General features: G+C 62.9%; 21 protein-coding genes and 1 tRNA gene. 9 read left to right on the top strand and 13 right to left on the bottom strand.

The window, feature by feature from the left end:
• The first annotated feature begins 54 nt into the window (after positions 1-54).
• The 3 genes from ACQR1W_RS07390 to ACQR1W_RS07380 all read left to right on the top strand — a co-directional run bounded on the left by ACQR1W_RS07390 (position 55) and on the right by ACQR1W_RS07380 (position 2,521).
• On the top strand, positions 55-1,404 hold the full coding sequence (locus ACQR1W_RS07390) for a hypothetical protein (RefSeq protein WP_434850156.1): 1,350 nt from the start codon (positions 55-57) through the stop codon (positions 1,402-1,404).
• A 3-nt stretch (positions 1,405-1,407) separates the two neighbouring features.
• Positions 1,408-2,226 carry a hypothetical protein gene (locus ACQR1W_RS07385; protein WP_434850155.1) on the top strand — a complete coding sequence of 273 codons (819 nt, stop codon included), beginning with the start codon at positions 1,408-1,410 and terminating at the stop codon, positions 2,224-2,226.
• Positions 2,227-2,314: 88 nt separating this feature from the next.
• Positions 2,315-2,521, top strand: coding sequence for a hypothetical protein (locus tag ACQR1W_RS07380; RefSeq protein ID WP_008967721.1), 207 nt, complete (start codon positions 2,315-2,317; stop codon positions 2,519-2,521).
• A gap of 72 nt (positions 2,522-2,593) precedes the next feature.
• Here the strand turns inward: ACQR1W_RS07380 and ACQR1W_RS07375 are convergent, their stop codons facing one another.
• The 5 genes from ACQR1W_RS07375 to ACQR1W_RS07355 form a co-directional block, all read right to left on the bottom strand.
• Complete coding sequence (locus ACQR1W_RS07375) at positions 2,594-3,256, bottom strand: DsbA family protein (RefSeq protein WP_434850154.1); 663 nt, start codon at positions 3,254-3,256, stop codon at positions 2,594-2,596.
• A 22-nt stretch (positions 3,257-3,278) separates the two neighbouring features.
• The gene (locus ACQR1W_RS07370) at positions 3,279-4,064 is read right to left on the bottom strand and encodes a sulfite exporter TauE/SafE family protein (RefSeq protein WP_008967719.1); all 786 of its coding nucleotides are present in this window, start codon (positions 4,062-4,064) and stop codon (positions 3,279-3,281) included.
• A 43-nt stretch (positions 4,065-4,107) separates the two neighbouring features.
• Positions 4,108-4,830, bottom strand: coding sequence for an LrgB family protein (locus ACQR1W_RS07365; protein ID WP_434850153.1), 723 nt, complete (start codon positions 4,828-4,830; stop codon positions 4,108-4,110).
• Positions 4,827-5,225, bottom strand: coding sequence for a CidA/LrgA family protein (locus ACQR1W_RS07360; RefSeq protein WP_434850152.1), 399 nt, complete (start codon positions 5,223-5,225; stop codon positions 4,827-4,829). Before ACQR1W_RS07360 ends, ACQR1W_RS07365 begins: the two co-directional genes overlap by 4 nt.
• A gap of 102 nt (positions 5,226-5,327) precedes the next feature.
• Positions 5,328-5,816: a hypothetical protein gene (locus ACQR1W_RS07355; protein WP_434850151.1), complete on the bottom strand. Its 489-nt coding sequence runs from the start codon at positions 5,814-5,816 to the stop codon at positions 5,328-5,330.
• Between the two features lie 194 nt (positions 5,817-6,010).
• On the opposite strand from ACQR1W_RS07355, the gene ACQR1W_RS07350 reads away from it, so the two are divergent.
• A complete protein-coding gene (locus ACQR1W_RS07350) occupies positions 6,011-6,277 on the top strand; it encodes a PsiF family protein (RefSeq protein ID WP_434850150.1) in 267 nt (88 codons plus the stop codon).
• Positions 6,278-6,440: 163 nt separating this feature from the next.
• Positions 6,441-7,526 carry an AbrB family transcriptional regulator gene (locus tag ACQR1W_RS07345; RefSeq protein ID WP_434850149.1) on the top strand — a complete coding sequence of 362 codons (1,086 nt, stop codon included), beginning with the start codon at positions 6,441-6,443 and terminating at the stop codon, positions 7,524-7,526.
• Here the strand turns inward: ACQR1W_RS07345 and ACQR1W_RS07340 are convergent.
• Positions 7,523-8,020, bottom strand: coding sequence for a disulfide bond formation protein B (locus ACQR1W_RS07340; RefSeq protein WP_434850457.1), 498 nt, complete (start codon positions 8,018-8,020; stop codon positions 7,523-7,525). The two genes, ACQR1W_RS07345 and ACQR1W_RS07340, sit on opposite strands and share 4 nt — an antisense overlap.
• A 209-nt stretch (positions 8,021-8,229) precedes the next feature.
• Here ACQR1W_RS07340 and ACQR1W_RS07335 point away from each other — a divergent pair.
• Positions 8,230-8,314, top strand: a tRNA-Leu gene (locus ACQR1W_RS07335).
• Between the two features lie 1,167 nt (positions 8,315-9,481).
• On the opposite strand, the gene ACQR1W_RS07330 is transcribed toward ACQR1W_RS07335, so the two are convergent.
• The 7 genes from ACQR1W_RS07330 to ACQR1W_RS07300 all read right to left on the bottom strand — a co-directional run bounded on the left by ACQR1W_RS07330 (position 9,482) and on the right by ACQR1W_RS07300 (position 16,836).
• On the bottom strand, positions 9,482-10,945 hold the full coding sequence (locus ACQR1W_RS07330) for an FAD-dependent oxidoreductase (protein ID WP_434850148.1): 1,464 nt from the start codon (positions 10,943-10,945) through the stop codon (positions 9,482-9,484).
• A 96-nt stretch (positions 10,946-11,041) separates the two neighbouring features.
• Positions 11,042-11,905 carry an alpha/beta fold hydrolase gene (locus tag ACQR1W_RS07325; protein ID WP_434850147.1) on the bottom strand — a complete coding sequence of 288 codons (864 nt, stop codon included), beginning with the start codon at positions 11,903-11,905 and terminating at the stop codon, positions 11,042-11,044.
• Positions 11,906-11,950: 45 nt separating this feature from the next.
• Positions 11,951-12,721, bottom strand: a complete 771-nt coding sequence (locus tag ACQR1W_RS07320) for an SDR family oxidoreductase (protein WP_434850146.1) — start codon at positions 12,719-12,721, stop codon at positions 11,951-11,953.
• 24 nt (positions 12,722-12,745) lie between these two features.
• Positions 12,746-12,997 (bottom strand): DUF2798 domain-containing protein, encoded by a 252-nt coding sequence (locus tag ACQR1W_RS07315; protein WP_434850145.1) that lies wholly within the window; start codon positions 12,995-12,997, stop codon positions 12,746-12,748.
• Between the two features lie 50 nt (positions 12,998-13,047).
• Complete coding sequence (locus ACQR1W_RS07310) at positions 13,048-14,301, bottom strand: c-type cytochrome (RefSeq protein ID WP_434850144.1); 1,254 nt, start codon at positions 14,299-14,301, stop codon at positions 13,048-13,050.
• Positions 14,294-16,072: a GMC family oxidoreductase gene (locus tag ACQR1W_RS07305; RefSeq protein ID WP_434850143.1), complete on the bottom strand. Its 1,779-nt coding sequence runs from the start codon at positions 16,070-16,072 to the stop codon at positions 14,294-14,296. The genes ACQR1W_RS07310 and ACQR1W_RS07305 overlap by 8 nt, the downstream gene beginning before the upstream one ends.
• A gap of 8 nt (positions 16,073-16,080) precedes the next feature.
• Complete coding sequence (locus ACQR1W_RS07300) at positions 16,081-16,836, bottom strand: gluconate 2-dehydrogenase subunit 3 family protein (RefSeq protein WP_434850142.1); 756 nt, start codon at positions 16,834-16,836, stop codon at positions 16,081-16,083.
• A 519-nt stretch (positions 16,837-17,355) separates the two neighbouring features.
• Between ACQR1W_RS07300 and ACQR1W_RS07295 the strand changes: the two genes are divergently transcribed.
• The 3 genes from ACQR1W_RS07295 (at position 17,356) to ACQR1W_RS07285 (ending at position 20,063) form a co-directional block, all read left to right on the top strand.
• Entirely contained in the window at positions 17,356-17,841 is a 486-nt protein-coding gene (locus ACQR1W_RS07295; protein ID WP_434850141.1) for a sigma-70 family RNA polymerase sigma factor, read from the top strand.
• Positions 17,842-18,134: 293 nt separating this feature from the next.
• The gene (locus ACQR1W_RS07290; RefSeq protein WP_434850140.1) at positions 18,135-19,178 is read left to right on the top strand and encodes a YkgB family protein; all 1,044 of its coding nucleotides are present in this window, start codon (positions 18,135-18,137) and stop codon (positions 19,176-19,178) included.
• 54 nt (positions 19,179-19,232) lie between these two features.
• On the top strand, positions 19,233-20,063 hold the full coding sequence (locus ACQR1W_RS07285) for a haloacid dehalogenase type II (protein WP_434850139.1): 831 nt from the start codon (positions 19,233-19,235) through the stop codon (positions 20,061-20,063).
• The last annotated feature ends 7 nt before the right edge of the window (positions 20,064-20,070 follow it).

Genomic DNA, 20,070 nt, shown 5'->3' with positions numbered 1-20,070 from the left:
GCCGAACAGCGGGGGCAACGCTTGAGGCGGCCATGACGCCGCCGAGGATTGTTCATGCCCGTGCCGTCCGCCCCTGTGTCCCCGCTCTCGCTTGCCCGCTCCCCCACCTCTGTCGTGCTCGTCAATGGGGTGCAGCGCCTCGAAGTCATCCTCAAGCTTACAACCGCCATCCTGGCGCTTGCTGCCGGCGTCTACACTTATCTCGGTGTCCGCGAGCTGTTGAACGGCAGTCCGACCACGGTCTTCTTCGCTGCTGTGATCTATTCGGTGGCGGTCTCGGTCGGCATCTACACCTTCTGGGTGTTCATGATGCAGTTCATGCCGCATCTCACCAACAGCATCGGCCGCGGCCTGATGGCCGCATGCATGCTGCTGGGCTCGCTGATGATTGTCGCGATGTCATCCTGGCTGAATGCATCCGCCCTCGCCGGCGCGGCGGCGATCCAGCAACATCTCGCGATCACCGTGCAAAACTACACACGCGATCTTGACCAGGCCAACACCAATGCGATTGCGGCGCAGGGGCTGCTGCCCGACATCCAGCTTGCCTCGTCGCGCTTTGCCAAGCTGGCGGACTCCGAGCGCGCGGGATCGCTGACGGGCACCGCCGGCTCGGGCACCGTCGTGCAGCTCTTGAGCCAGATGTCGACCCAGCTCGACGGTCTCGGCCAGCAGGTCCAGGACTCGGCCAAGCGCGTCTCGGCGCTCTACGAGCAGGGCACCAAGAGTCTCGCCAAGATGCGTGAAATGATCTCCGACCGCGGACCGATCGCGGCGCGCAGCGATGCGTTCGCGGCGGAGTCGCTGAACCTGATGGGCGTGATCGCCAACCTGCAGCAGACCTCAGTCGCCCCCGCAGTGAAGCGCGCAGCCTCCTCACTGTCGTCCGGCTTCATTGCGCCGGCAGCAGGTGGCCGCACTGGCGATCTGGCCGAGCGCCAGACCGCTGTCGTGGGCAAGGTCGAGGGCTCGATCGGGACCCAGGCCGCCTCACTCGCCGATGCCGCCGACAAGATCCTGGCGATGCCGCGGGTCGAGCCGGCGCGCTTCCAGACGCTGTCGCCGGCCGAAGCGGTGCTGCGCTATGCCGGCGATTTCGTTCCGAGTTGGGCCGGCGCGATCTCGATCGACCTGATGCCGGCCGTCTTGGTCTTGATCCTTTGCGTCGTGCATGCCGCCATCCGCCGCGAAGGATTGCCGGCCGTCAGCGCCTCCAATCTCACGGCCGGTGACCTGGTGGCGGCGCTGCAGGTCGCGCGCGAGGTCGAGGATGCGCGGCGCGCTGCGGATGCGCGCGAGGTCGCATTGGAGCCACGCATGCCCTCGGCGGCTGAGAGCGCGCCGCCTCCGACAGCCGCAGAAGAGAACGTCACCTCGTTCTCATCAGCGCGCACTGGGAAGTAACCGGTGCGTGCGGCCTTGTCAGAACGGGTGCACGCCTGGCTGGCGGACAAGGCAGATGAGAGCATCCTGCGCTGGATCTTTCGTTTGGTGTTCGTCGTCACCATCGCAGTGCTCGGCGCCGATCTGGCCGAACGCGCCGGCTGGCTGGCGACGTCAGATCCATTGTCCCAGACGGAGGTCCAGCAGGACGCGCCGATGACGGACGCGCCGCCCGGCGCGCCATCGATCCTTGCGCCGCTGATCAAGCGGCTGATTCCACTGCCGCAGCCCGATCCTGCGCTGGCGCGGCCGATCAGCTTCGAACTCGGCGGCGGCGGGCGGCTGCTGGCGACCGGCACGATCACGCCGGGCAGCTCGCAGGCCTTTGCGGCCGAGGTGGATAAGCATGGCGAATACATCAAGACGGTGGTGTTGAATTCGCCGGGCGGCGCGGTTGCGGATGCGTTGGCCATCGGCCGCCTGATCCGCGCACATAAATTCGCAACCGAGGTCGAGGCCGGTAAATATTGCGCCTCGTCCTGTCCACTGGTCTTCGCCGGCGGGATCGAGCGCCGCGCCGGCGAACGTGCGGTGATCGGCGTGCACCAGATTGCAGCCATGCGGTCGGCAAACGGAGCGCCGCGCGACGAAATGAGCCTGGGACAAACCATCTCCGCGCGCTGCGAGCGCTATCTGGCCGAGATGGGCATAAAGCTCGACGTCTGGGTGCATGCGATGGAGACGCCGCATGACAGACTGTTCATCTTCAAGCCGGACGAGCTGAAAGGGCTCAATCTGGTCACCTCGCAGCCAGATTCAGCGCCTGAAAAAGCGCGTACTTGACGATTTAGCTGCGTCGCTGCGGGTCAGACGCGGGCGCGGAACTATCATTCGAAGCCGGCGTTGTTGGCCGTCACTGGAGGATTCCGTTATGCAGACCTTCTTGGGGATGATCCTGGGTGCGCTGCTGTTGGGCTTTGGCGTCTACATCTACGATTCCATGCAGACGTCTGATGTCGCCAACGGTCAGGCCGCTCAGGCGCATCGGACGATCGTGAACTGGGACGTCGCGGCTGCGAACTGGCATGCCATCAAAGAGCGCGCGCACGACGACTGGGTTCGCATCTCGTCGAAATAACATTTATTAGATCAAACAAGGCGAAGGCGCCGTCGCACCATGCGATGGCGCCTTTTTCTTGCAGATCGGTCGTCAGTTCGCGGCCTTCACCTTGCGCGCGTCAGCGATCACCTGCTCGAACTGCGTCATGGTGAGGGCGCCCGGCACCCTGAACTTTCCAACGATGAAGGACGGCGTGCCGCGGAAGCGCAAGCCGCGCGCTTGCGCGTCGTTGCGCGCCAGCATGGCGTCGATCGCCTTGGTGTTGGCAGTCAGATCGCGCTTGGCACGGTCGACATCGATACCGGCCTCACCAAGCACCTCGTCGATCCGCGATTCCGTCAGCTTCGAATTGCCGCCGATCAGTGCATCATGCGCCTGCAGATATTTGTCCTGATATTTGCAGGCGAGCGCCATTCGCGCCGCCACCACTGAGCCGGGCCCGAGGATCGGCCATTCCTTCAACACCCAGCGGACCTTGCCATCGTCATGCACAACCTGCTGCAGCTCAGGCTGCAGCTTGCGGCAATACGGGCAGTTGTAGTCGAACCATTCGACGATGGTGATGTCGCCGTCGGCGCTGCCGGTCACGGGGGCTTCGGGGTCACGCAGCACCGAGGCTTCGTCCGGCTCGTCGACCTCCTGCGCACGTGCGATGCGCGGCAGCAGCGGCAGCGCGATGCTACCGGCTGCGAGCAACGCCAACATGGTCCGCCGGCTTTGGACAGCGACGATCTGATTGGAAACATGTTTCATGGTCGCCCCCCGGCTCATGAGCTCAGAACAAAATATGCAACAGGCTGCGCGTCAGCATATAGAGCGCCACGGCCGTGATCACGACAGAAAAGACGATGTTGAGGGCGCCGCGCCGCTCCGAGAGCCGACGCGCCGACCATGTCCCCACCAGGCCGCCGAGAACGCCGCCGGCGATGAACAGCCCGGCGAGGTCCCAGGCGACCAGGCCCGACCAGGCATAGCTCGCCGCGGTGGTCAGGCCGAAGGTGGTCACCGCGACCAGCGAGGAGCTGACCGCATTCATGATCGGCATGCCGGTGGCCGCCATCAGCGCCGGCACGATCAGAAACCCGCCGCCGATACCGAAGAAGCCAGACAGCGACCCGGTCGCAAGGCCGAAGCCGATCACCGCTGGCAGGTTGGCCATGCTCATCTTGACGTCGGGGACGCCGACCCGCGCCCGCGTTTTCAGCATCAGCATCGCGATGACAAGCATCACCAGCGCGAACAGTGCGAGCAGCTTCTGGCCGTCGACCATCTTGCCGAGCAGGGAGCCAAAGAATGCCCCGATGATGCCGGCCACCGCAAAAACGGCAGCGACCCGCCAGATGACGGTGCCGCCGCGGGCATGGTTGAAAAGGTTGATGGCTGCATTGGTCGCAACCGCGATCGCGCTGGAGCCGATCGCGATATGCGGCTCCGGCACGCCGACCACATAGACCATCAGCGGCACCGCGAGCACGGAGCCGCCGCCGCCGACCAGCCCCAGCGAGAAGCCGACCATGGCGCCGGAGATGAGCCCCAGGATGCCTTGGAGTGTCGAGATCATCGTCGCAGCAGGCACACGTCTCGAAGCGAAAGGCAAGTCTGCATCAGCGCACCAGCAATGTGATTACAAGCGGAACGATAAACGAGGTTACGAGCGCATTCAGGCCCATGGCGATGCCGGAAAAGGTGCCGGCCAGCTGGTCGACCTGGAACGCACGTGCGGTGCCGATGCCATGCGCGGCAAGGCCCGCCGCGAAGCCGCGTGCCCGGAAATCCCTGATGCCGGTCCGGTCCATCAGGGGTGTCACGATGATCGCGCCCATGATGCCGGTCAGCACCACGGCCACGGCAGTCAGCGAGGGATCGGCCCGTAGCGATTCGCTGATGCCCATCGCCACACCGGCCGTCACCGACTTTGGCGCGAGCGACAGCACCACCTCGCGCGGCAGGCCGAAGGCTTCGGCCAGCCACACCACCGAAACGATCGCGGTGACCGAACCCACGGCCAGGGCGGCCAGCATCGGCAGGATCGCCTGCGTGACCAGCCTGCGGTGCCGATAGAGCGGCACGGCGAGCGCGACGGTCGCGGGCCCCAGCAGGAAATGCACGAACTGAGCACCGGCGAAATAGGCCGTATAGGGCGTGCCGGTCAGCAGCAGAAAGGCGCCAATGATCCACATCGCGTGCAGCACGGGATTAGCGAGCGGATGCCGTCGCGTGCGCAGGGAAATCGCGTCCGTGACGGCGTAGACGACGAGCGTCACGGTCAGCCACAGCAGCGGCGACTGCGACAGATAAACCCAGAGCGAGAATGGCCTGGTCGTCATGGCTTGCCCGGGCTCCGCGCCAGCCATCGGCTGATCGCGAGGAAGACCGCGACTGTCACCAGCAGCGTGATCACCACCGAGATCAGCAGGACCGCGACGATTGCGAGGCCGTGCGCGGCGATGAGATCGAGCTTCTGCACCACGCCGACGCCAGCCGGCACGAACAACAACGAGAGATTGGCGAGCAGCACCCGGCTGACGTCCTCGACGCCGTCCTTCGTTTCATGTTTGGAGAGCGGACCGATCGCGAGTCCGGCGATCCGGTCGCGCAACAGCAAGAGGACCAGCAGCAGCACCAGCCCGAGCACCGGTCCGGGCAGCGGCAGCGCTGACGCCCGGACCACGACTTCGCCGACCAGTTGGCAAAGCAGAATGAGACTGAGGCTTGCAATCATTGCAGATCGATCATGGCGGCCGCCGCCAGGGCGGGGCCTCCCAGGAAGCTAGCAGGTCTGCGGCCGGACACGTCCGTATCCGGCCGCCCGTCAATCGGCCGGTCAGGCGGCGCCCTTCAGGCGCTTGGTGCACTCGCTGTAATAGCCGCCGCCCTTCTGGATCCACTTCAGCCCGCCATTGGCGTTGGTGGCCTTGTTTGCATTGTACTGGTCGACGCAGGTGTGCATGCGCGCCTTGCCGGCCGTTTCCTTGGAATATTTCTGGTCGACTGCCGAGGGGAAAACCGCGTTGCCGACTGCGGCCGGAGCGGCCGGGGCCGCCTCCTTGGTCGCTTCCTTCGCCGGCTTGGCCTCGGCTGCCGGCGCAGCCGGAGCGGCGGGCGCTGCCGCCGGCGCCGCGGCGGTCGCGTCAGCGCCGCACTGGGCCTTGCGGAAGTCGTTCCACTTCTGCCCATTGAGCGTGCCGGCGTCCTTGGCCTGCTTATACTTCGCGCTGCATTCCTGCATGGTCAGCGCCTGGGCCGGCGCGACCGCGGCGAAGGCCGCGAAGCCTGACACGGCGGCAATCAATAATTTGGCTTGAAAGGTCATCCTTGGTCTCCCTGAAGGGTATGACAACAAATGAGACGGTAATACTACCGGCAGCGTGCCGAACTGACAAAGCGGTCCGACGCAGTCTTTGCGAAAATATAGTCCGATCGAATCGGCATTCCGCACTGCGCCATTCATGCGCGGTTCAGCATCAAAAGCCGAGCTTTCGGCTTTCGTCACATAGGGGTTTCGACATGACACTGACCGCCCGCCTCGCAGGTGCCGCCCTTGCCACGCTCCTGCTCGCCGCCCCCGCCTTCGCCCAATCCTCGGCTCCCAAGGCCGATGCTCCCGCAGCGGAGAAGGCTGCGCCGGCCGACAAGAAGGCGCGCAGCGCCGCCTCGCTCGAATGCTCCAAGGAAGCCGATGCCAAGGGCCTGCACGGCAAGGAGCGCAAGAAATTCCGCTCCGAATGCAAGAAGCAGCAGAGGGGGGCCGCGACCGATACGAAGATGAAGTAATCCCTGCCGAAGCCAGACAAGCCGGGCGCGCGGGGCCACGAGCCCTGCGCGCCGGTGACCTTCGCCGGCCGTTTTCGCGATCGGCTCTCCCGCGCCCCCTCCTGCATTGCTGCTCCGCAAGCCGAATGATTGTTCGCTGCAGCGCGATTTGGCATAAGGCAGCGTGCGCCAGATCATCTCCTCCCTCGCTATCGATCTTCCCAGCCGCGCCAAGGCCTTGAGCGCGGTCGAGACGCTCGCCATCGGCACCGCCGGCGGCCTGATCTTTCTCGTCGCCCACCTGCCCGGCGGCCTGATCTCGGGCGCGATGGTCGCGACCGGAATCGCGGCGATCGCCGGGCGGCCGCTGTCAGTCCCGCCGATCATCACCCAGACCTTGCTGCTGTTGCTCGGCATTTCCATCGGCTCGGTTGTGTCGCGCGACCTAATCAACCATGTCAGCGCCTATCCGGTGACCATCGGCCTGCTGGCGCTGGCGACGTTCTGCTCGACCTTCGCCTCCAGCATGTATCTGCAGCGCATTCACGGCTGGGACCGCACCTCGGCCTTCCTCGCCGGCAGCCCCGGGGCGCTGTCGCAGATCACCATTCTCGCGGTCGAGCGCGGCGCCGACCTGCCGGCGATCGCTGTCGTGCAGACCCTGCGCGTCATCATCCTGACCGCCGCGCTGCCCCTGGTGCTGGCGCTTGCCGGCGTCACCTCTGCCTCCTCCCCGGCCATGACCATGGCGGTCGCCTCGCCGCTCGGGCTTGCCGCCATGCTGGTCGGCTCGCTGGCCGTCTCGCTGCTGCTGCAGCTGATCAAGTTTCCGGCGAGCTGGCTGTTCGGCGCGATGCTCGCGGCCGGCATCCTGCATGGAATCGGCTGGGTCGACGGCGGCCTGCCGCCCTGGATGCGCGGCGTGGCGCTGATCGGGATCGGCGCCCTGATCGGCAGCCGCTTCGCGCGCATGCGCGTCAAGACCCTGGTCGGCCACCTCCACGCGGGCCTCGGTTCATTCGCCGTGGCCGTCCTGATCTCAGCCGTCTTCGTCGTGGTGATCGTGCTGAGCACCCATGTGCGGTTCTCCGACACCATCGTCGCCTTCGCGCCGGGCGCCATGGACGCGATGATGGCGCTGGCGCTGACCCTGCACATCGACCCGATCTTCGTCGGCGCGCACCATCTGTCGCGTTTCGTGTTCGTCACCATCGCCACGCCGGGCATCGTCCATCTGTTCGGACGGCCGCAGGATGATGTCGACGATTAGGCGCTCCGCGGCGCCCGGCTGATGCCCCAGGCGGCGATCGCGGCCATCAGCAGCGAGATCAGCACGTTGTATCCGGCGAGCGACAGGCCCAGGAAGCGAAACTGCACCTCGTCGCAGCGCACGACCTTGACCTTGTCGAGCTGCTCCAGCAGGCTTCCGGCGCTGCCGAAATTGCCGACGGGCCCGGTGCATTCGGTGGGGCCCTGCCAAAACCCCCATTCGACGCCGGAATGATAGACGCCGAGCCCGGCATTGCCGAGGGCGGCCAGGGCGATCAGCACAAGTCCTGCCACGAGCAGCGGCCGCGGCGTGCCCCGGCTCGCTGCCAGCGCCAGCAAGAGCCCGAGCGGCACGATCGCGTAATAGGCATAGCGCTGCTTGAGGCAGAGCTCGCAGGGCTGCAGGCCCCAGACCAGCTGCATGTACCAGGCGCCGGCGAGGGTCGCCGCGGCAATGCCGGCGGCCAGCAGCGCCGCCGTGAGCGCCGGATTCATCGTGGTGCCTGCGGAGCGCGCCAGCGCTGAAGTATCGGTGGTCACGTCGCTCTCCCTCGCCTGCATTCGGGTCGGTCTGCCTGCCTCCTATCCCCACCGCGCGCCGCTGTCGAGATCGGGAACAATCACGTCCGCGCGGGTTGACCCCGCCTCGCCGCCCGCTATAGTCCGCCCGTTTCGCGAGCCCCGGCCACGGGAGACAAGCGAATGCCCCTGTGGCGGAACTGGTAGACGCGCTCGACTCAAAATCGAGTTCCGCAAGGAGTGCTGGTTCGATTCCGGCCAGGGGCACCACGGAAAAAATTATAATAATATCAATAACTTAAGCTACTGGTCGATTCCGGATTTTTCGGAAAAATTTGCGCGACGTATTGGAAATACAAGTAAAAGTCCACTGCAGCCGTCCGCTTTGCTGGTATTTGCTGGTATCGCCAAGGCAAACGCGCCGCGGCGGATTTCGATATTCCCGACGAGGAATTCAGCGCGGGCACGCCCCGTTCGCCGCTTTACGCGTGACGATCGGACGTCAATCTCAATGACCCATAGAGGAACGCGCACGCGTTCACGATTGCTTCGATGCTGATCAGGCTTTCTTCCCGGCTGGCTGCATGTAGAAAGCTAATTCCGTCCTCGGCGATTCCTTCGCCATGGCCCACGCGAGCGCTCGTGACCCAGCCTTCGCTGAGTTCAACGTGCATAGTTCGGCCTGCCGCGAAGCGATGCGCTGGCGTGGCTCATCAAGTACTGGCCCACCTTTCGATTTCCGTCGGGCGCTGGACAGCGGGTTGTTGGCGTTTGCCCTCCGAAGGCAAAGGTCACACGTTCGAAACGTGTCGGGTGGGCGCCCCCCTCTACGTTAGGCATCGAGACCCGAATGCGACAGGAAGGCACCAATCAGTTGCTGCTATTCTGCCACTGCTTCGCGCTGGTCTGATAGACTGTTCGCCTCGCGCGGTTCAAGTTGCCCAGCGGCCGAAACGGGGGAGGAGCGTTCCAGGGATTAAACGCCATGGCATTGACCTCTTTGGCACGCATCCGCGCATCTACGCTAAGAAGATCCTGATGGGGAATTGTCAGCGTCAATGGCTCCATCCCTGATCGGCGTCCTGTCCTCGTCAATGTAGCACTGTAGCGCCAGCCGGAATTGGATGTTGCCGTTGTTGAGACGTCCCGCCAGCTCAGCATGTAGATCAACCGCAGGATGTCTGACGTCACGGCGATGGTCGGACGGAGATCGAATCGGACGGGCCCGCACCTCGACTCCAATAGCGCTCCGACGCCAGACTGACGCAGGGCCGCGCGCCGCGTTGGATATTATTCAGCATTCGCTTGGCCTCGGCTTCGCCGAAACCCACGATGAGCCGCAACGGCAGCGGTACATAGCGGGCAACGGCAGCAGGAAACAAAACGCCATAGAGCTCAAGCGCACGTCGAAGACCCCGCGGCGAATTTACGTTTGGATCATTCATTGTCCGAGGCATTCTTTAAGCCGTCCTCGCAAACACGGTGTCGGGCTTCTGAAGCTTCCCTCGCAACGCGCGGCTGTACGTTTCCAAGAAGAGGTCCCAAGCCTTCGGCCATGGTGAGATGTGTGATCACCGCGTCACGCAGCGTCGTGTAAGGAAGCGCTCCGAGCATCGCGGTCTGCACTGCGGCCATGACCTCGCCCGCCTCGGATCCGATCATGGTGAATCCAAGGATACGATCGTCCCTGGCGCTGATGACCGCCTTCATGAAACCTTGGGTCTCGTCGGTTGCCTGGGTGCGCAACACCCTGCTCATCGGCAACTTTGCGACGCGGACCTCGACGCCCTGCCGCTCCGCCTCAGCCTCGGAGAGACCGACGCGGGCAAGCGGCGGATCGGTGAACATGACATAGGGAACCAGCCGATCGTCAGTTCTACGATCGCCGCCCGCCATGTTGTCCCGCACGATCCTGAAATCGTCGACCGAGACATGGGTGAATTGGGGGCTGCCGGCGCATTCGCCGATCGCCCAGACGCCGGATGCCGTCGTCTCCAGCCTTTTTGTGACGCGGACGTAGCCCCGCGCGTCCAGCTCTACGCCTGCCTTCTCGAGGCCGATGTCCGCGACATTTGCCCCGCGCCCCACCGCCACAAGCAAATCGCTGCCTTCCAACGCCTGCTCGCCCTTGTTCGTCTGGACCGTCAGGGTGATCGCATCACCGGACAGGCCGTGAACATTGGCAGGCCGTGCGTTGAGCAGAACTTCAATACCTTCTGCGCCTAAAACGCGCTGCATCTCTTCGGCGACATCGGCATCTTCTCGACCCATAAGCTGCCGGCCCGGTTCCACGATCGTCACGCGACTGCCGAATCGCCGGTAGGCCTGCGCCATCTCGATGCCGACATAGCCGCCGCCCAGCACAATCAGATGCGCCGGAAGATAGTCGAGCTCCAGCGCCTCGATGTGGGTCAGCGCGCGGGCGGCCTCAAGGCCGGGGATATCCGGAATTGCCGCGTGAGTACCGACATTGATCACGATCTCGTTGCCCGCGAGCGACCTGGTGCCTCCCTGATTCAGGCGAACTTCGATCGTCTTAGGCCCGGCAAAGCTGCCGCTGCCCATGATGAGCTCGGCGCCGCTGGCCTTGTAAGCGTCAATATGAAACTCGGCCTCACGATCGACCATGTCCTGCTTGCGCCTGAGGATCCTGCGCATGTTGGTGCTGACGGGCCCGGTCAACGTGCCGAAATGCCCGGCGTTTCGCACCGTTTGGGCAATCCGGGCGCTCCACAGCTCGTTCTTCGACGGCAGGCAGGCGACGGCCGGGCATGAACCACCGACCCAGCGGCGTTCGACAACGGCCACCTTCTTGCCGGAACGGCCGAGGTGCCATGCGAGCTGCTTGCCGCCCTGCCCGCTGCCCAGGATCACGACATCGAACTTCTCGATCGCAGACATGATTGTTCTCTCGGTTTCATCCGCCAATCGCCCTTCGGCAACGACACTGCGTATCTGCCTGGCCGCGCTCGCGGCTGCGCCCTGGGCGTTGCCCGGCTACTGCACGTGCTTCGACAAGAAGCCCGCAATCGCCGAACCTATTTCCGCACCATGGGTTTCGAGCGCGAAGTGGCCGGTGTCGAACAACCGAACCTCCGCGTTTGGAATATCGCGTTTGAACGCCTCCGCGCCCGGAGGAAGGAAAAACGGATCGTTCTTTCCCCAAACCGCAAGCAGCGGAGGTTTATGGGTTCGGAAGTAATCCTGAAATTTCGGATAGAGCGCGACGTTACTTTTGTAGTCGCCGAACAGGTCGAGTTGCACATCGTCGGCACCGGGCCTTTCCAGGTAGTGGTTGTCCAGCGAATAGCCGTCCGGAGAAACGGCGCTCTTGTCCGGCACACCTTGTGTGTATTGCCAGACCGTCGTCTCGGGCCGCAGGAACGTCCGCAGCGCCTCACGATTTGCGGCCGAAGAGTCCTTCCAATACGCCCGAATGGGATTCCAGCCTTCGCTAAGTCCTTCTTCATAGGCGTTTCCGTTCTGGGAAACGATCGCCGTGATCCGCTCCGGATGACGCATGGCGAGACGGAACCCGGTCGGTGCGCCGTAGTCGAACGCATAGACCGCGAAGCGCTTCAAGCCCATGACTTCGGTAAAGCGCTCGATACGGTCGGCGAGCGCATCGAAGCTGTATTTGAATTCCTTGTGCGACGGCATGTCCGACTGGCCAAAGCCCGGCAGATCCGGCGCGACGACCCGATACCTGTCCGCCAGCAGCGGAATCAAGTCGCGAAACATGTGGCTCGACGTCGGAAACCCGTGAAGCAGCAGGAAGATCGGCGCGTCCTTTCGACCCGCCTCGCGGTAGAAGATCTTGAAACCGTCAACGTCGACTTTGTTGAAGTGGACCTTGTTCATTGGCATGGCTCCGATGTGTTGGTAATCTGTAAAATCGCCGACGCTTCAAATCGATTTGACTTCGCCGCCGTCCATGCGGATCGCGCTGCCGGTCATCCAGCGCGCGCCCGGAGATACCAGGAAAGCCATCAGGTCGGCGATCTCCTCCGGCCGGCCATAGCGTTCGATGCCGGCCTCACTGAGGAACCTTTGCCTTGCGTCTTCCACCGAGACGTTATGCGCAGGCGCCCAGTGCGCCAGATAGGACTCGCGCCGGCCCGTCATCACAGGTCCCGGCAGTACGCTGTTGACCTGGATGCCGTCCGTCAGCCCCCTGTCGGAGAACGCCTTGGCCAGCGCAACGATCGCGGCGTTGATGGTGCCGACCGCGCCGTATCCCGACTTCGGAAACACCGCGGAATTGCCCGACATCAGCACGACCGCTCCCCGGCTCTCTTTCAGAGCGCCCCACGCCCTGACCGTGAGACGACGCGCGCCGTGGAGTTTTAATTCCATCCCGTCATTCCACTGCTGATCGGTCATCTCGAGAATGTCGATCTGGGGAACGGCGCCCGCGATGTTGAGAAGCGCATCGATGCGGCCAAATCGGCCGAGCGATCTTGTCACGACGGTGTCGGGCGCCGCTGTCTTGCTCATGTCGAGTTCGAGCACCATTGGTTCGGAGCCACGCGCCTTCACCTCATTGGCGGTTTCCTCGAGTTTCGCGCCATTGCGCGCAACGAGCACTACGCCGGAGAAATCCAGCGCCAGCCTGATGGCGGTGGCCCGGCCGATGCCCTGGCTGGCACCGGTAACGATTGCGACTGCATTCTTCATGGCTGCCTCATCTGTCGTTTTCGCTCAACCGGCGTTTGACTTGAGCCGATCGGGTTGTGTCAACAGGACCGAGAATCGATTGAGAAGCGGCGCAAAGACGGTCACGACCGGCAGCATCAGGAGCCACGCGAGCAGCCACGATTGGAGCCAGTGCCGAAGAAACATGCTCTGCGCGAGCAGGTTGACGCTTGCAGTCGCGGCCGCGATAGCGCTGGTCAACGCGGCTTGCATGACGGCAAACAGGAAATGCGAATAGCGTCTTGGAATTCCGAGCATCACTGATCTTCCTTCGCCTGCTCGCGTCGAGTGGCGCGATGATGGCAACTTCAATCGGGCCGCAAAGCGGTGTCCGATCGGACGCGGCTGACGTCCTTTGCGTCGACGGCCGGCGCGGCACCACCCCAGGAATTCCTGATGTAGTTCAGAACGGCTGCGACCTGTCCGTCGTCGAGTTGCCATCCATACGAGGGCATCCCTGGCGCCGTCGGTTCCGCGCGGGTCCCTACGCTGCGCGCGCCCCGCAGCACCATTCGTATCGCCGTGGTGGGATCGTTCGATCTCACCATCGAGGAACTGGCCACCGACGGGAAAAGTTTCGCAACGCCCTTGCCCTCGATTCCATGGCATGCCGAACATTGGTCACGATAAATCGCGTTGCCGGCGCTCATCGTCGCACTATTCGCCGGCAACGGCGTCTCGATTCCTGCCTTTCCCGGCAACGACTTCAGATAGGCCGCGATCGCCCTGGTGTCTTCATCGGTCATGTGCGACGTGGACAGGGACACGGCTTCGGCCATCGGACCCGTAGCGGCCGAGATCCGATTGTGACCGGTCTTCAAGTAGCTCGCGACGTCCTGGGCGCTCCACTCGCCCAAACCGGTGCGTTTGTCATTGGTGATGTCCGGCGCTGACCAGCCCTGCAAATAAGAGCCCTGCAGATATTGATCGGTGCGATCGCCACCGAGAAACGTCTTCGGCGTGTGGCAGGCGCCGCAATGCCCTGGACCGTCGACGAGAAACGCGCCGCGATTCCACTCGGCGGATTTGGCCGGATCAGGTTTGAATTCACCTGCCTTGAAATATAGCGCGTCCCAGACCCGCATGGTTGCGCGGATGTTAAACGGAAATGGCAGGGTGTCGGCGTTCACGGCGTTGCTGACCGGATCGAGCGAGTTGAGATACGCCCGGATCGCATCGACGTCGTCGCGCGACATCTTGGTGTATGCGTTATAGGGCATTGCCGGATAAAGACGCGCGCCGTTGGGCCGAACGCCCTTTCGGACCGCTCCGTCGAACGCTTCCTCGCTCCACGCACCGATTCCCGTCTCCAGATCCGGCGTGATATTGGGAGCAACGATATTGCCGAATGGGGTTTCGATCGGCCGCCCGCCCGCGAACGGCTTCCCGCCGGGAACCGTATGGCAGCTCGCGCAGTCCGACGTGATGGCAAGATAACGACCCCGCTCGATCTCGGTGAATTCCTGCGGATCGGAACCGCCGGCCTGCGCACGCTGGGTGGCCACAAGCCACAGCGCTGCTGCGCCCGCGAGGAGAACGGCGACGCTCTTGTTCTCAAGCATCGATCAATCTCCCGGAATTCTTCAGGTATTTGTCACGAATCGCCGCTGCCGCCCAATAGGCCAGCGCGCCGACAGTCAGCGTCGGGTTGTATCCGGCGTTCTGCGGGAAAGCGCTGGCGCCCAGCACGAACAGGTTCGGCACGTCCCAGTGCTGCAGATAGCGGTTGAGCGCGCTGGTCGAGGGATCGGTGCCCATGATGGCGCCGCCGTTCACATGCGTGGTTTGATATTGCGTAATGTCGTAGGGGGCAGTTCGATAATGTTTAGCGACATGATCCGCACCCATGGCCTTGATGATCTCAGCGAATTTGTCGGTCAGGAAACGGTTCTGCTTCACCTCATTGTCGTGCAGATCCATCGTGATCTGCATCAGCGGGCGCCCGAAGCGGTCCTTGTAGGTGGGGTCCAGTCCCAGATAGACGTCACGATAGGCATAAGAGCTGCCGTGGACGCCGGTGCCTGGCTTGACCGTGCTCAGATAGTTGTCACGCACCGCGCTCTTCCACGCCGCGCCCCATTTCGGCGTACCGGGCGGCGTCAGCGTGCTCTCGATCGGTCTCGCGCCTGTTTGCACCTGACCGACATATCCGCCGCCGACGAAGCCGTGCGGACCATGGTCGAAATTGTCGCCGTTGAACTCGTCGATGCACATGCCGATGGCGCCGGAGGCAATGAAAGGATTGAAGTTGAACTTCCTGTGGTCGAAGAAGCCGTTTACAGTCGAGATCGTCTGATGGGTGTAGTTGCGCCCGATCACCCCGGTATTGGAGGCCGGGTCGTAAGGCATCCCGATCTTCGAATGCAGCAAGAGCTGGACGTTGAACAGCGAGAACGCCGACAGGATCACGAGATCGGCAGGCTGTTCCCATTCCTCGCCGCCGGTATCGACGAAGGTAACGCCGGTCGCATGCTTGCCCGACCTGTCGACATTGATCTTGACGACTTCGGAATTGTCGCGCGCCGAAAAATTCGGCTTGCGGATCAGGTAGGGAAGGATCGTGGTCTGCGGACTGGCCTTCGAATAGTTGCTACAGCCGAACCACTCGCAGAAGCCGCAATAGGTACACGGCCCCATCTGCAGGCCTAGCGGATTGGTGTAGGCTTGGGAGAGATTGCCGGACGGTTGCGGAAATGGCTTATAGCCGAGCTCGCGCGCGGCCTTGCCGAACAAGGTGTGACTGAACGGCTGGGCCTGGGCCGGTGTCGGATAGGGCCGCGACCGCGGCCCTTCGAACGGGTTGCCACCCTCCATTATCCTTCCATTGAGATTGCCGGCCGTGCCCGAGGTCCCGCAGAGATACTCGAATCGATCATAGTGCGGCTCCAATTCATCGTAGGTGATGCCCCAGTCCTGGATCGTCATGTCTTCGGGCAAGAAATCCTTGCCGTAGCGCTCGGTGAGATGCGTCTTCAGAACGAAGTCGGATGGCAGAAAGCGCCACATCTCGGCATTCCAGTGCACGCCGCCGCCGCCAACGCCGTTAGGGGGCATGAAGGCGCCCCACGAACGGATCGGCAGCGCGGTCTGGTCGATCTTGTTGCGAAACGTGAACGTCAGCTGATCGGGCCGTAGAAACAGTTCGTGCCGGACCCGGTAGCGCAGCTCGTCCTGCATGTAGCCCGGTGGGAAGTCCGTCGGCGCGTCACGCCAGGGACCACGCTCGAGCGCGATGACGTCGAGACCTTCGTCGGTGAGTTCGTTGGCCATGATGGCTCCGGTCCAGCCGAACCCGATGATCACGACATCTTTTTTTGGAAGCTTGCGTGGCATGTGCAATTTCACCGGGCCTGAGAGGTCCATTCCGCGCGGCCGGTCATGCTGACCGGTGGAAGCGGGAAGCGTTCGTTGTGACGGTTGACCCAATCGAGATAATTGTAGCGGGCCCCCGGATAGCCGATCATCTTCCACGCCACCATGTCGCGATTGCCGCCATAGATCGGGTCGGCGAAGAACCCCATCTGGATGTCCTTGATGGCCTGCTCGAAGAACGCCTTGCCATCGGCGCCGTCCAACTTCAGGTCGCCGCTTTCCAGCCCTTTCAGGACCGCGTCCTGTTCTGCCGCAGACAGATCAGCGAACGCCTTGCCGGAATATTTCGACTTGCAGGCCCGATCGAACGAGCCCAGCGCCTCGCGGTACTTTTGCGCCGGTCCCGCTTCGGATTGAGATCCCTGGCTTTTCGTTCCCATCACGAAGGGAGGCCGAATATAGAGTCCGTCCTGTTGGCCGTAGGGACCGGCAAGCTGCCGATCGATAAAGACCGCGCAGCCCGCTTCCTTGCCGCCGGGTGTTTCCGGGTCGGGCGGGATCACGCAATCGGCGATGGCTTCCATCGCGCGGCCCTCTTCGCCCGTGAAGAATTCCCAGGGCCCAAGCTTAATCCGCGAGGGCGGGCTTCCCGCATTGGGTGTCCAAGGCAGTTGTCCTGAGATGGTCGCAGCGCCGAGAGGTGTGGCGTTAAACAGCAGCATCGCCGTGCCCGCGAGGAATTCGCGCCTTCGGACCGACGTCGGGGTCTCGTTCTTCTTCACCATCCAAGGTCCTTCCTGAAGTTCCGTCCCGTGCGTACCCACGATCAAAGGATCAGCTGACAATTCGCGGCGCCATCGTATCAGCGCACAACCACCCTATTCGGACGAGCGGCGAGAGCGGTTACAGCCGACTGGATTATTTCGACGGCTCATTCGAATTCACGGCCAGCGGCTATGCTCGGCCTTTCACAATTGCTCCAATTATGGGCCAGCAATGGTTGCACCGCGGCCTGGATCACCGCTGTTCCGGGCAACCAAGATGCCCGTCGAGTCTACCCGGATCATCGGAACCCATACCAACGTATGGGCTCTGGCATCAGAACCGAGAGCTTGTCCGGGTCCGTGGCCGAAAGCATTTTGCTGCTAAGCACTGAGCTGCACTTCGATGCGGGTGCATTTCTCTTCACGGGAGACAACGACATGCATATCCGTGCACGGACGCCTTCGTCGGTCGAACGTGGGACACCGACAGCAGCGGGAGCGGAGAGCTGGGACTGCCGTTCGGAACGATGGGGTCGCCTCATGACCGCTGCACAAACCGGCGACGGCGACGCCTACGAGCAATTGCTCCGGGAATTGGACCGATGGCTACGCGGATACTACGCGCGACGACTCCCCGGCCCTGCAGCCGAAGACGCCACGCAAGACGCCCTGCTGGCGATCCACAACAAGCGACACACTTACCAGCCGTCGAGGCCGTTCGGGGCGTGGGCGATGGCCATCGCGCGTTACAAATGGGTCGATCGTATTCGTGACGCGTCCCGATTCGCGGCGCTCTCGCTCGAAGACGACATCGCAATCGAGGATCATGGCGAAGCCGCGATAAGCGCCGCCGCGCTGGACGATCTACTTGGCCGGTTGAAGCCGGCGCAAGCAAGCGTGATCCGTCTCGTGAAGCTGGGCGGCCTCAGTATCACCCGTGCATCCGGCGTAACCGGGCAATCCGCAGCGCTCGTCAAGATCAACATCCATCGTGGTCTGAAAAAGCTGTCTGCACTGGTCTCGTGACGTCCGTTGATCGGCCTCCAGATCAGAGAAGAGCACAGCAGAAGCCGCTGGCGAGCCGGACCAGATCGGGCACGGATATCGCGCTCAGCCGGCTGGACTCCCACGGTATATCGCCGCGAATTCGAATAAGCCGGCACATGCGCGCGACACAGGCTGTAACCAAAGCCGCCCGGCCCGCGAACGTAGTCAGTTGAATGGGTCTGCTGACGCTCCGCGCCAGGACAGAGCAGCGATTCTTCGTCCGAGAATCAGGACGACAGCCTGACCGCCAATTCAGGAACGAGGAGACGACAATGATGAACCAGCTCTCGCGCATAGTGGCAAGGTCAGGACTCCTCAGGGCGGACCTCGACTACCATCTCATTAGGGCGTCGATGCTGATCATCTTCCTGTCGTTCGGATATCAGAAATGGTTTGAGTACGAGGCCCAGGTCCTGATCCCCTTTATCGGCAACGGTCCGCTGATTTCATGGATGTATCCCGTCTTCGGCATTCGCGGAGCCAGCATTTTTCTGGGCATCACGGAATGGACGATTTGCCTGCTGTTGTTCTGGGGGATTTGGAACAGGACTGCAGGCGTCCTTGGTGCAGTTGGATCATGCAGTACTTTCGTGGCGACGGTTACGATCATTCCGTTCATGCCGGACGGCTGGGACGAGGTTGCCGGCGGCTTTCCGGCGATGACCAATAACATCCCGTTCCTGGTCAAGGATGTCGTACTGCTCGCGGCCTCCTTCTACTTGTTGAAGCAGGATGTCACGAGGGCCGGCGGTACCGGCGCGACCAACCATCTGATCCGGCTCATCGCAACCGTAATGGCCGCGCTCGGCCTGCTCCGCGACAATCTCGAATATTATCTGCTGCGTGCAGCGATGGTCTATATCTTCGCGGCCTTCAGCTACACCAAGTGGCACCAGTATGGGGCGCAGCTGATGGTTCCCTTCATCAGCCATAGCCCCTTCATTTTCTGGCTGTATCCCGCTTTCGGAATTCGCGGCGGCGCGCGCTTCCTGGGCGCGTCGGAGTGGATCATCTTCGCGTTACTGTATGCCGGATTCTGGGACAAGAGGATCGGAGCCCTTGGCGCCCTCGGCTCAACTGTGACCTTCTTTACGACGCTTACAATCATCCCGTTCATTCCGGGCGGCTGGGATCCGGCGGCCGGGTTCCCGGCGATGGCCGGGCCGGTGCCGTTCCTGATGAAGGATTTGGTCCTGCTTGCGGTGTCCTTCTATCTGCTGAAACAGGATTTCATACGGATAACCACGTGCAGCAGGGATACCGAGAGGGTCCCGAGCCAGCCGCGAGCCGCCGGGCAAATCAGCGCTGCAATCTGACTGGCGCGCCTCTCGTTTCAACATCACGACAACCAGTCCATGGGAGAACCAGCCATGATCGACGACGTCACCTTCTCATCGCGCCGCCGCAATTTGCTTGCGGGACTCGGAATCGCCGCAACCGGCAGCCTCACCGCGAGCCTTGTCGGGCGAACCCAAATCGCTCGTGCTCAAGAAAGCAAGCGCGGCGCAGTCGTGCCATCGATCCTGGCGTTCGATGTCAACGATTCGACGCTCGACATCAATCATCTTCAACCGCTGTTCAAGCGACTGTTCGGCGACGGCAAAGTGGTGAACGAATGGTACTGCCAGCTCGTCCTCTATTCGGAGGCGATAACCCTGGCGGGAGGGCCCTACACGCCATTCTTCGAACTGTCCCGAGCGGTTCTGAAGCTGATCGGATCGGTCCATGGCGTAACGATTCGGCAGGCTGACATCGACGAACTGGACGCGCTGTCGGCCACGATGCCTCCGCACCCAGATGTGCCACCAGGGCTCAAGCAATTGAAGGACGCCGGCTTCCGTCTGGTCACGTTGACGAACTCTCCGCCTGACGCGCAGATCAAGCAGCTCGGGCATGCCGGCATCAACGGGTTCTTTGAAAGGTTGTTCAGTATTGATCGCGTGCGTCGATACAAGCCGGCCCCACAGACCTACCACATGGTGGCGGAAGAGCTGAATGTTTCGACCGCCGAGATTTGCCTGATATCCGCGCATGTATGGGACAACGTCGGTGCGCAAAACGCCGGTTGCCAGTCCGCGCTGATTGCCAGGCCTGGCAATGCTCCGACTCCCGTGCTGGAGGTGCCCGGCTGGCCGGTGCCGGCGGCGGTCGGGCCGGATCTTCCGAGCGTGGCGACGCAATTGATCAAGCTCTGGCGTTGATAGGGCA

Origin of the sequence: Bradyrhizobium sp. HKCCYLS1011, from assembly GCF_051167795.1 — a bacterium.
Classification (GTDB): Bacteria; Pseudomonadota; Alphaproteobacteria; order Rhizobiales; family Xanthobacteraceae; genus Bradyrhizobium.
Note: the sequence above shows the minus strand (reverse complement) of the source record. Positions and strands in the feature narration are given on the sequence as shown.

Excerpts from the sequence above, each read along its gene's own strand:
- ACQR1W_RS07390 (WP_434850156.1), top strand. The coding sequence starts at position 55 with ATGCCCGTGCCGTCCGCCCCTGTGTCCCCGCTCTCGCTTGCCCGCTCC.
- ACQR1W_RS07380 (WP_008967721.1), top strand. The coding sequence starts at position 2,315 with ATGCAGACCTTCTTGGGGATGATCCTGGGTGCGCTGCTGTTGGGCTTT.
- ACQR1W_RS07375 (WP_434850154.1), bottom strand. The coding sequence starts at position 3,256 with ATGAAACATGTTTCCAATCAGATCGTCGCTGTCCAAAGCCGGCGGACC.
- ACQR1W_RS07370 (WP_008967719.1), bottom strand. The coding sequence starts at position 4,064 with ATGATCTCGACACTCCAAGGCATCCTGGGGCTCATCTCCGGCGCCATG.
- ACQR1W_RS07365 (WP_434850153.1), bottom strand. The coding sequence starts at position 4,830 with ATGACGACCAGGCCATTCTCGCTCTGGGTTTATCTGTCGCAGTCGCCG.
- ACQR1W_RS07360 (WP_434850152.1), bottom strand. The coding sequence starts at position 5,225 with ATGATTGCAAGCCTCAGTCTCATTCTGCTTTGCCAACTGGTCGGCGAA.
- ACQR1W_RS07355 (WP_434850151.1), bottom strand. The coding sequence starts at position 5,816 with ATGACCTTTCAAGCCAAATTATTGATTGCCGCCGTGTCAGGCTTCGCG.
- ACQR1W_RS07350 (WP_434850150.1), top strand. The coding sequence starts at position 6,011 with ATGACACTGACCGCCCGCCTCGCAGGTGCCGCCCTTGCCACGCTCCTG.
- ACQR1W_RS07340 (WP_434850457.1), bottom strand. The coding sequence starts at position 8,020 with ATGAATCCGGCGCTCACGGCGGCGCTGCTGGCCGCCGGCATTGCCGCG.
- ACQR1W_RS07330 (WP_434850148.1), bottom strand. The coding sequence starts at position 10,945 with ATGTCTGCGATCGAGAAGTTCGATGTCGTGATCCTGGGCAGCGGGCAG.
- ACQR1W_RS07325 (WP_434850147.1), bottom strand. The coding sequence starts at position 11,905 with ATGAACAAGGTCCACTTCAACAAAGTCGACGTTGACGGTTTCAAGATC.
- ACQR1W_RS07320 (WP_434850146.1), bottom strand. The coding sequence starts at position 12,721 with ATGAAGAATGCAGTCGCAATCGTTACCGGTGCCAGCCAGGGCATCGGC.
- ACQR1W_RS07315 (WP_434850145.1), bottom strand. The coding sequence starts at position 12,997 with ATGCTCGGAATTCCAAGACGCTATTCGCATTTCCTGTTTGCCGTCATG.
- ACQR1W_RS07310 (WP_434850144.1), bottom strand. The coding sequence starts at position 14,301 with ATGCTTGAGAACAAGAGCGTCGCCGTTCTCCTCGCGGGCGCAGCAGCG.
- ACQR1W_RS07305 (WP_434850143.1), bottom strand. The coding sequence starts at position 16,072 with ATGCCACGCAAGCTTCCAAAAAAAGATGTCGTGATCATCGGGTTCGGC.
- ACQR1W_RS07300 (WP_434850142.1), bottom strand. The coding sequence starts at position 16,836 with ATGGTGAAGAAGAACGAGACCCCGACGTCGGTCCGAAGGCGCGAATTC.
- ACQR1W_RS07295 (WP_434850141.1), top strand. The coding sequence starts at position 17,356 with ATGACCGCTGCACAAACCGGCGACGGCGACGCCTACGAGCAATTGCTC.
- ACQR1W_RS07290 (WP_434850140.1), top strand. The coding sequence starts at position 18,135 with ATGATGAACCAGCTCTCGCGCATAGTGGCAAGGTCAGGACTCCTCAGG.
- ACQR1W_RS07285 (WP_434850139.1), top strand. The coding sequence starts at position 19,233 with ATGATCGACGACGTCACCTTCTCATCGCGCCGCCGCAATTTGCTTGCG.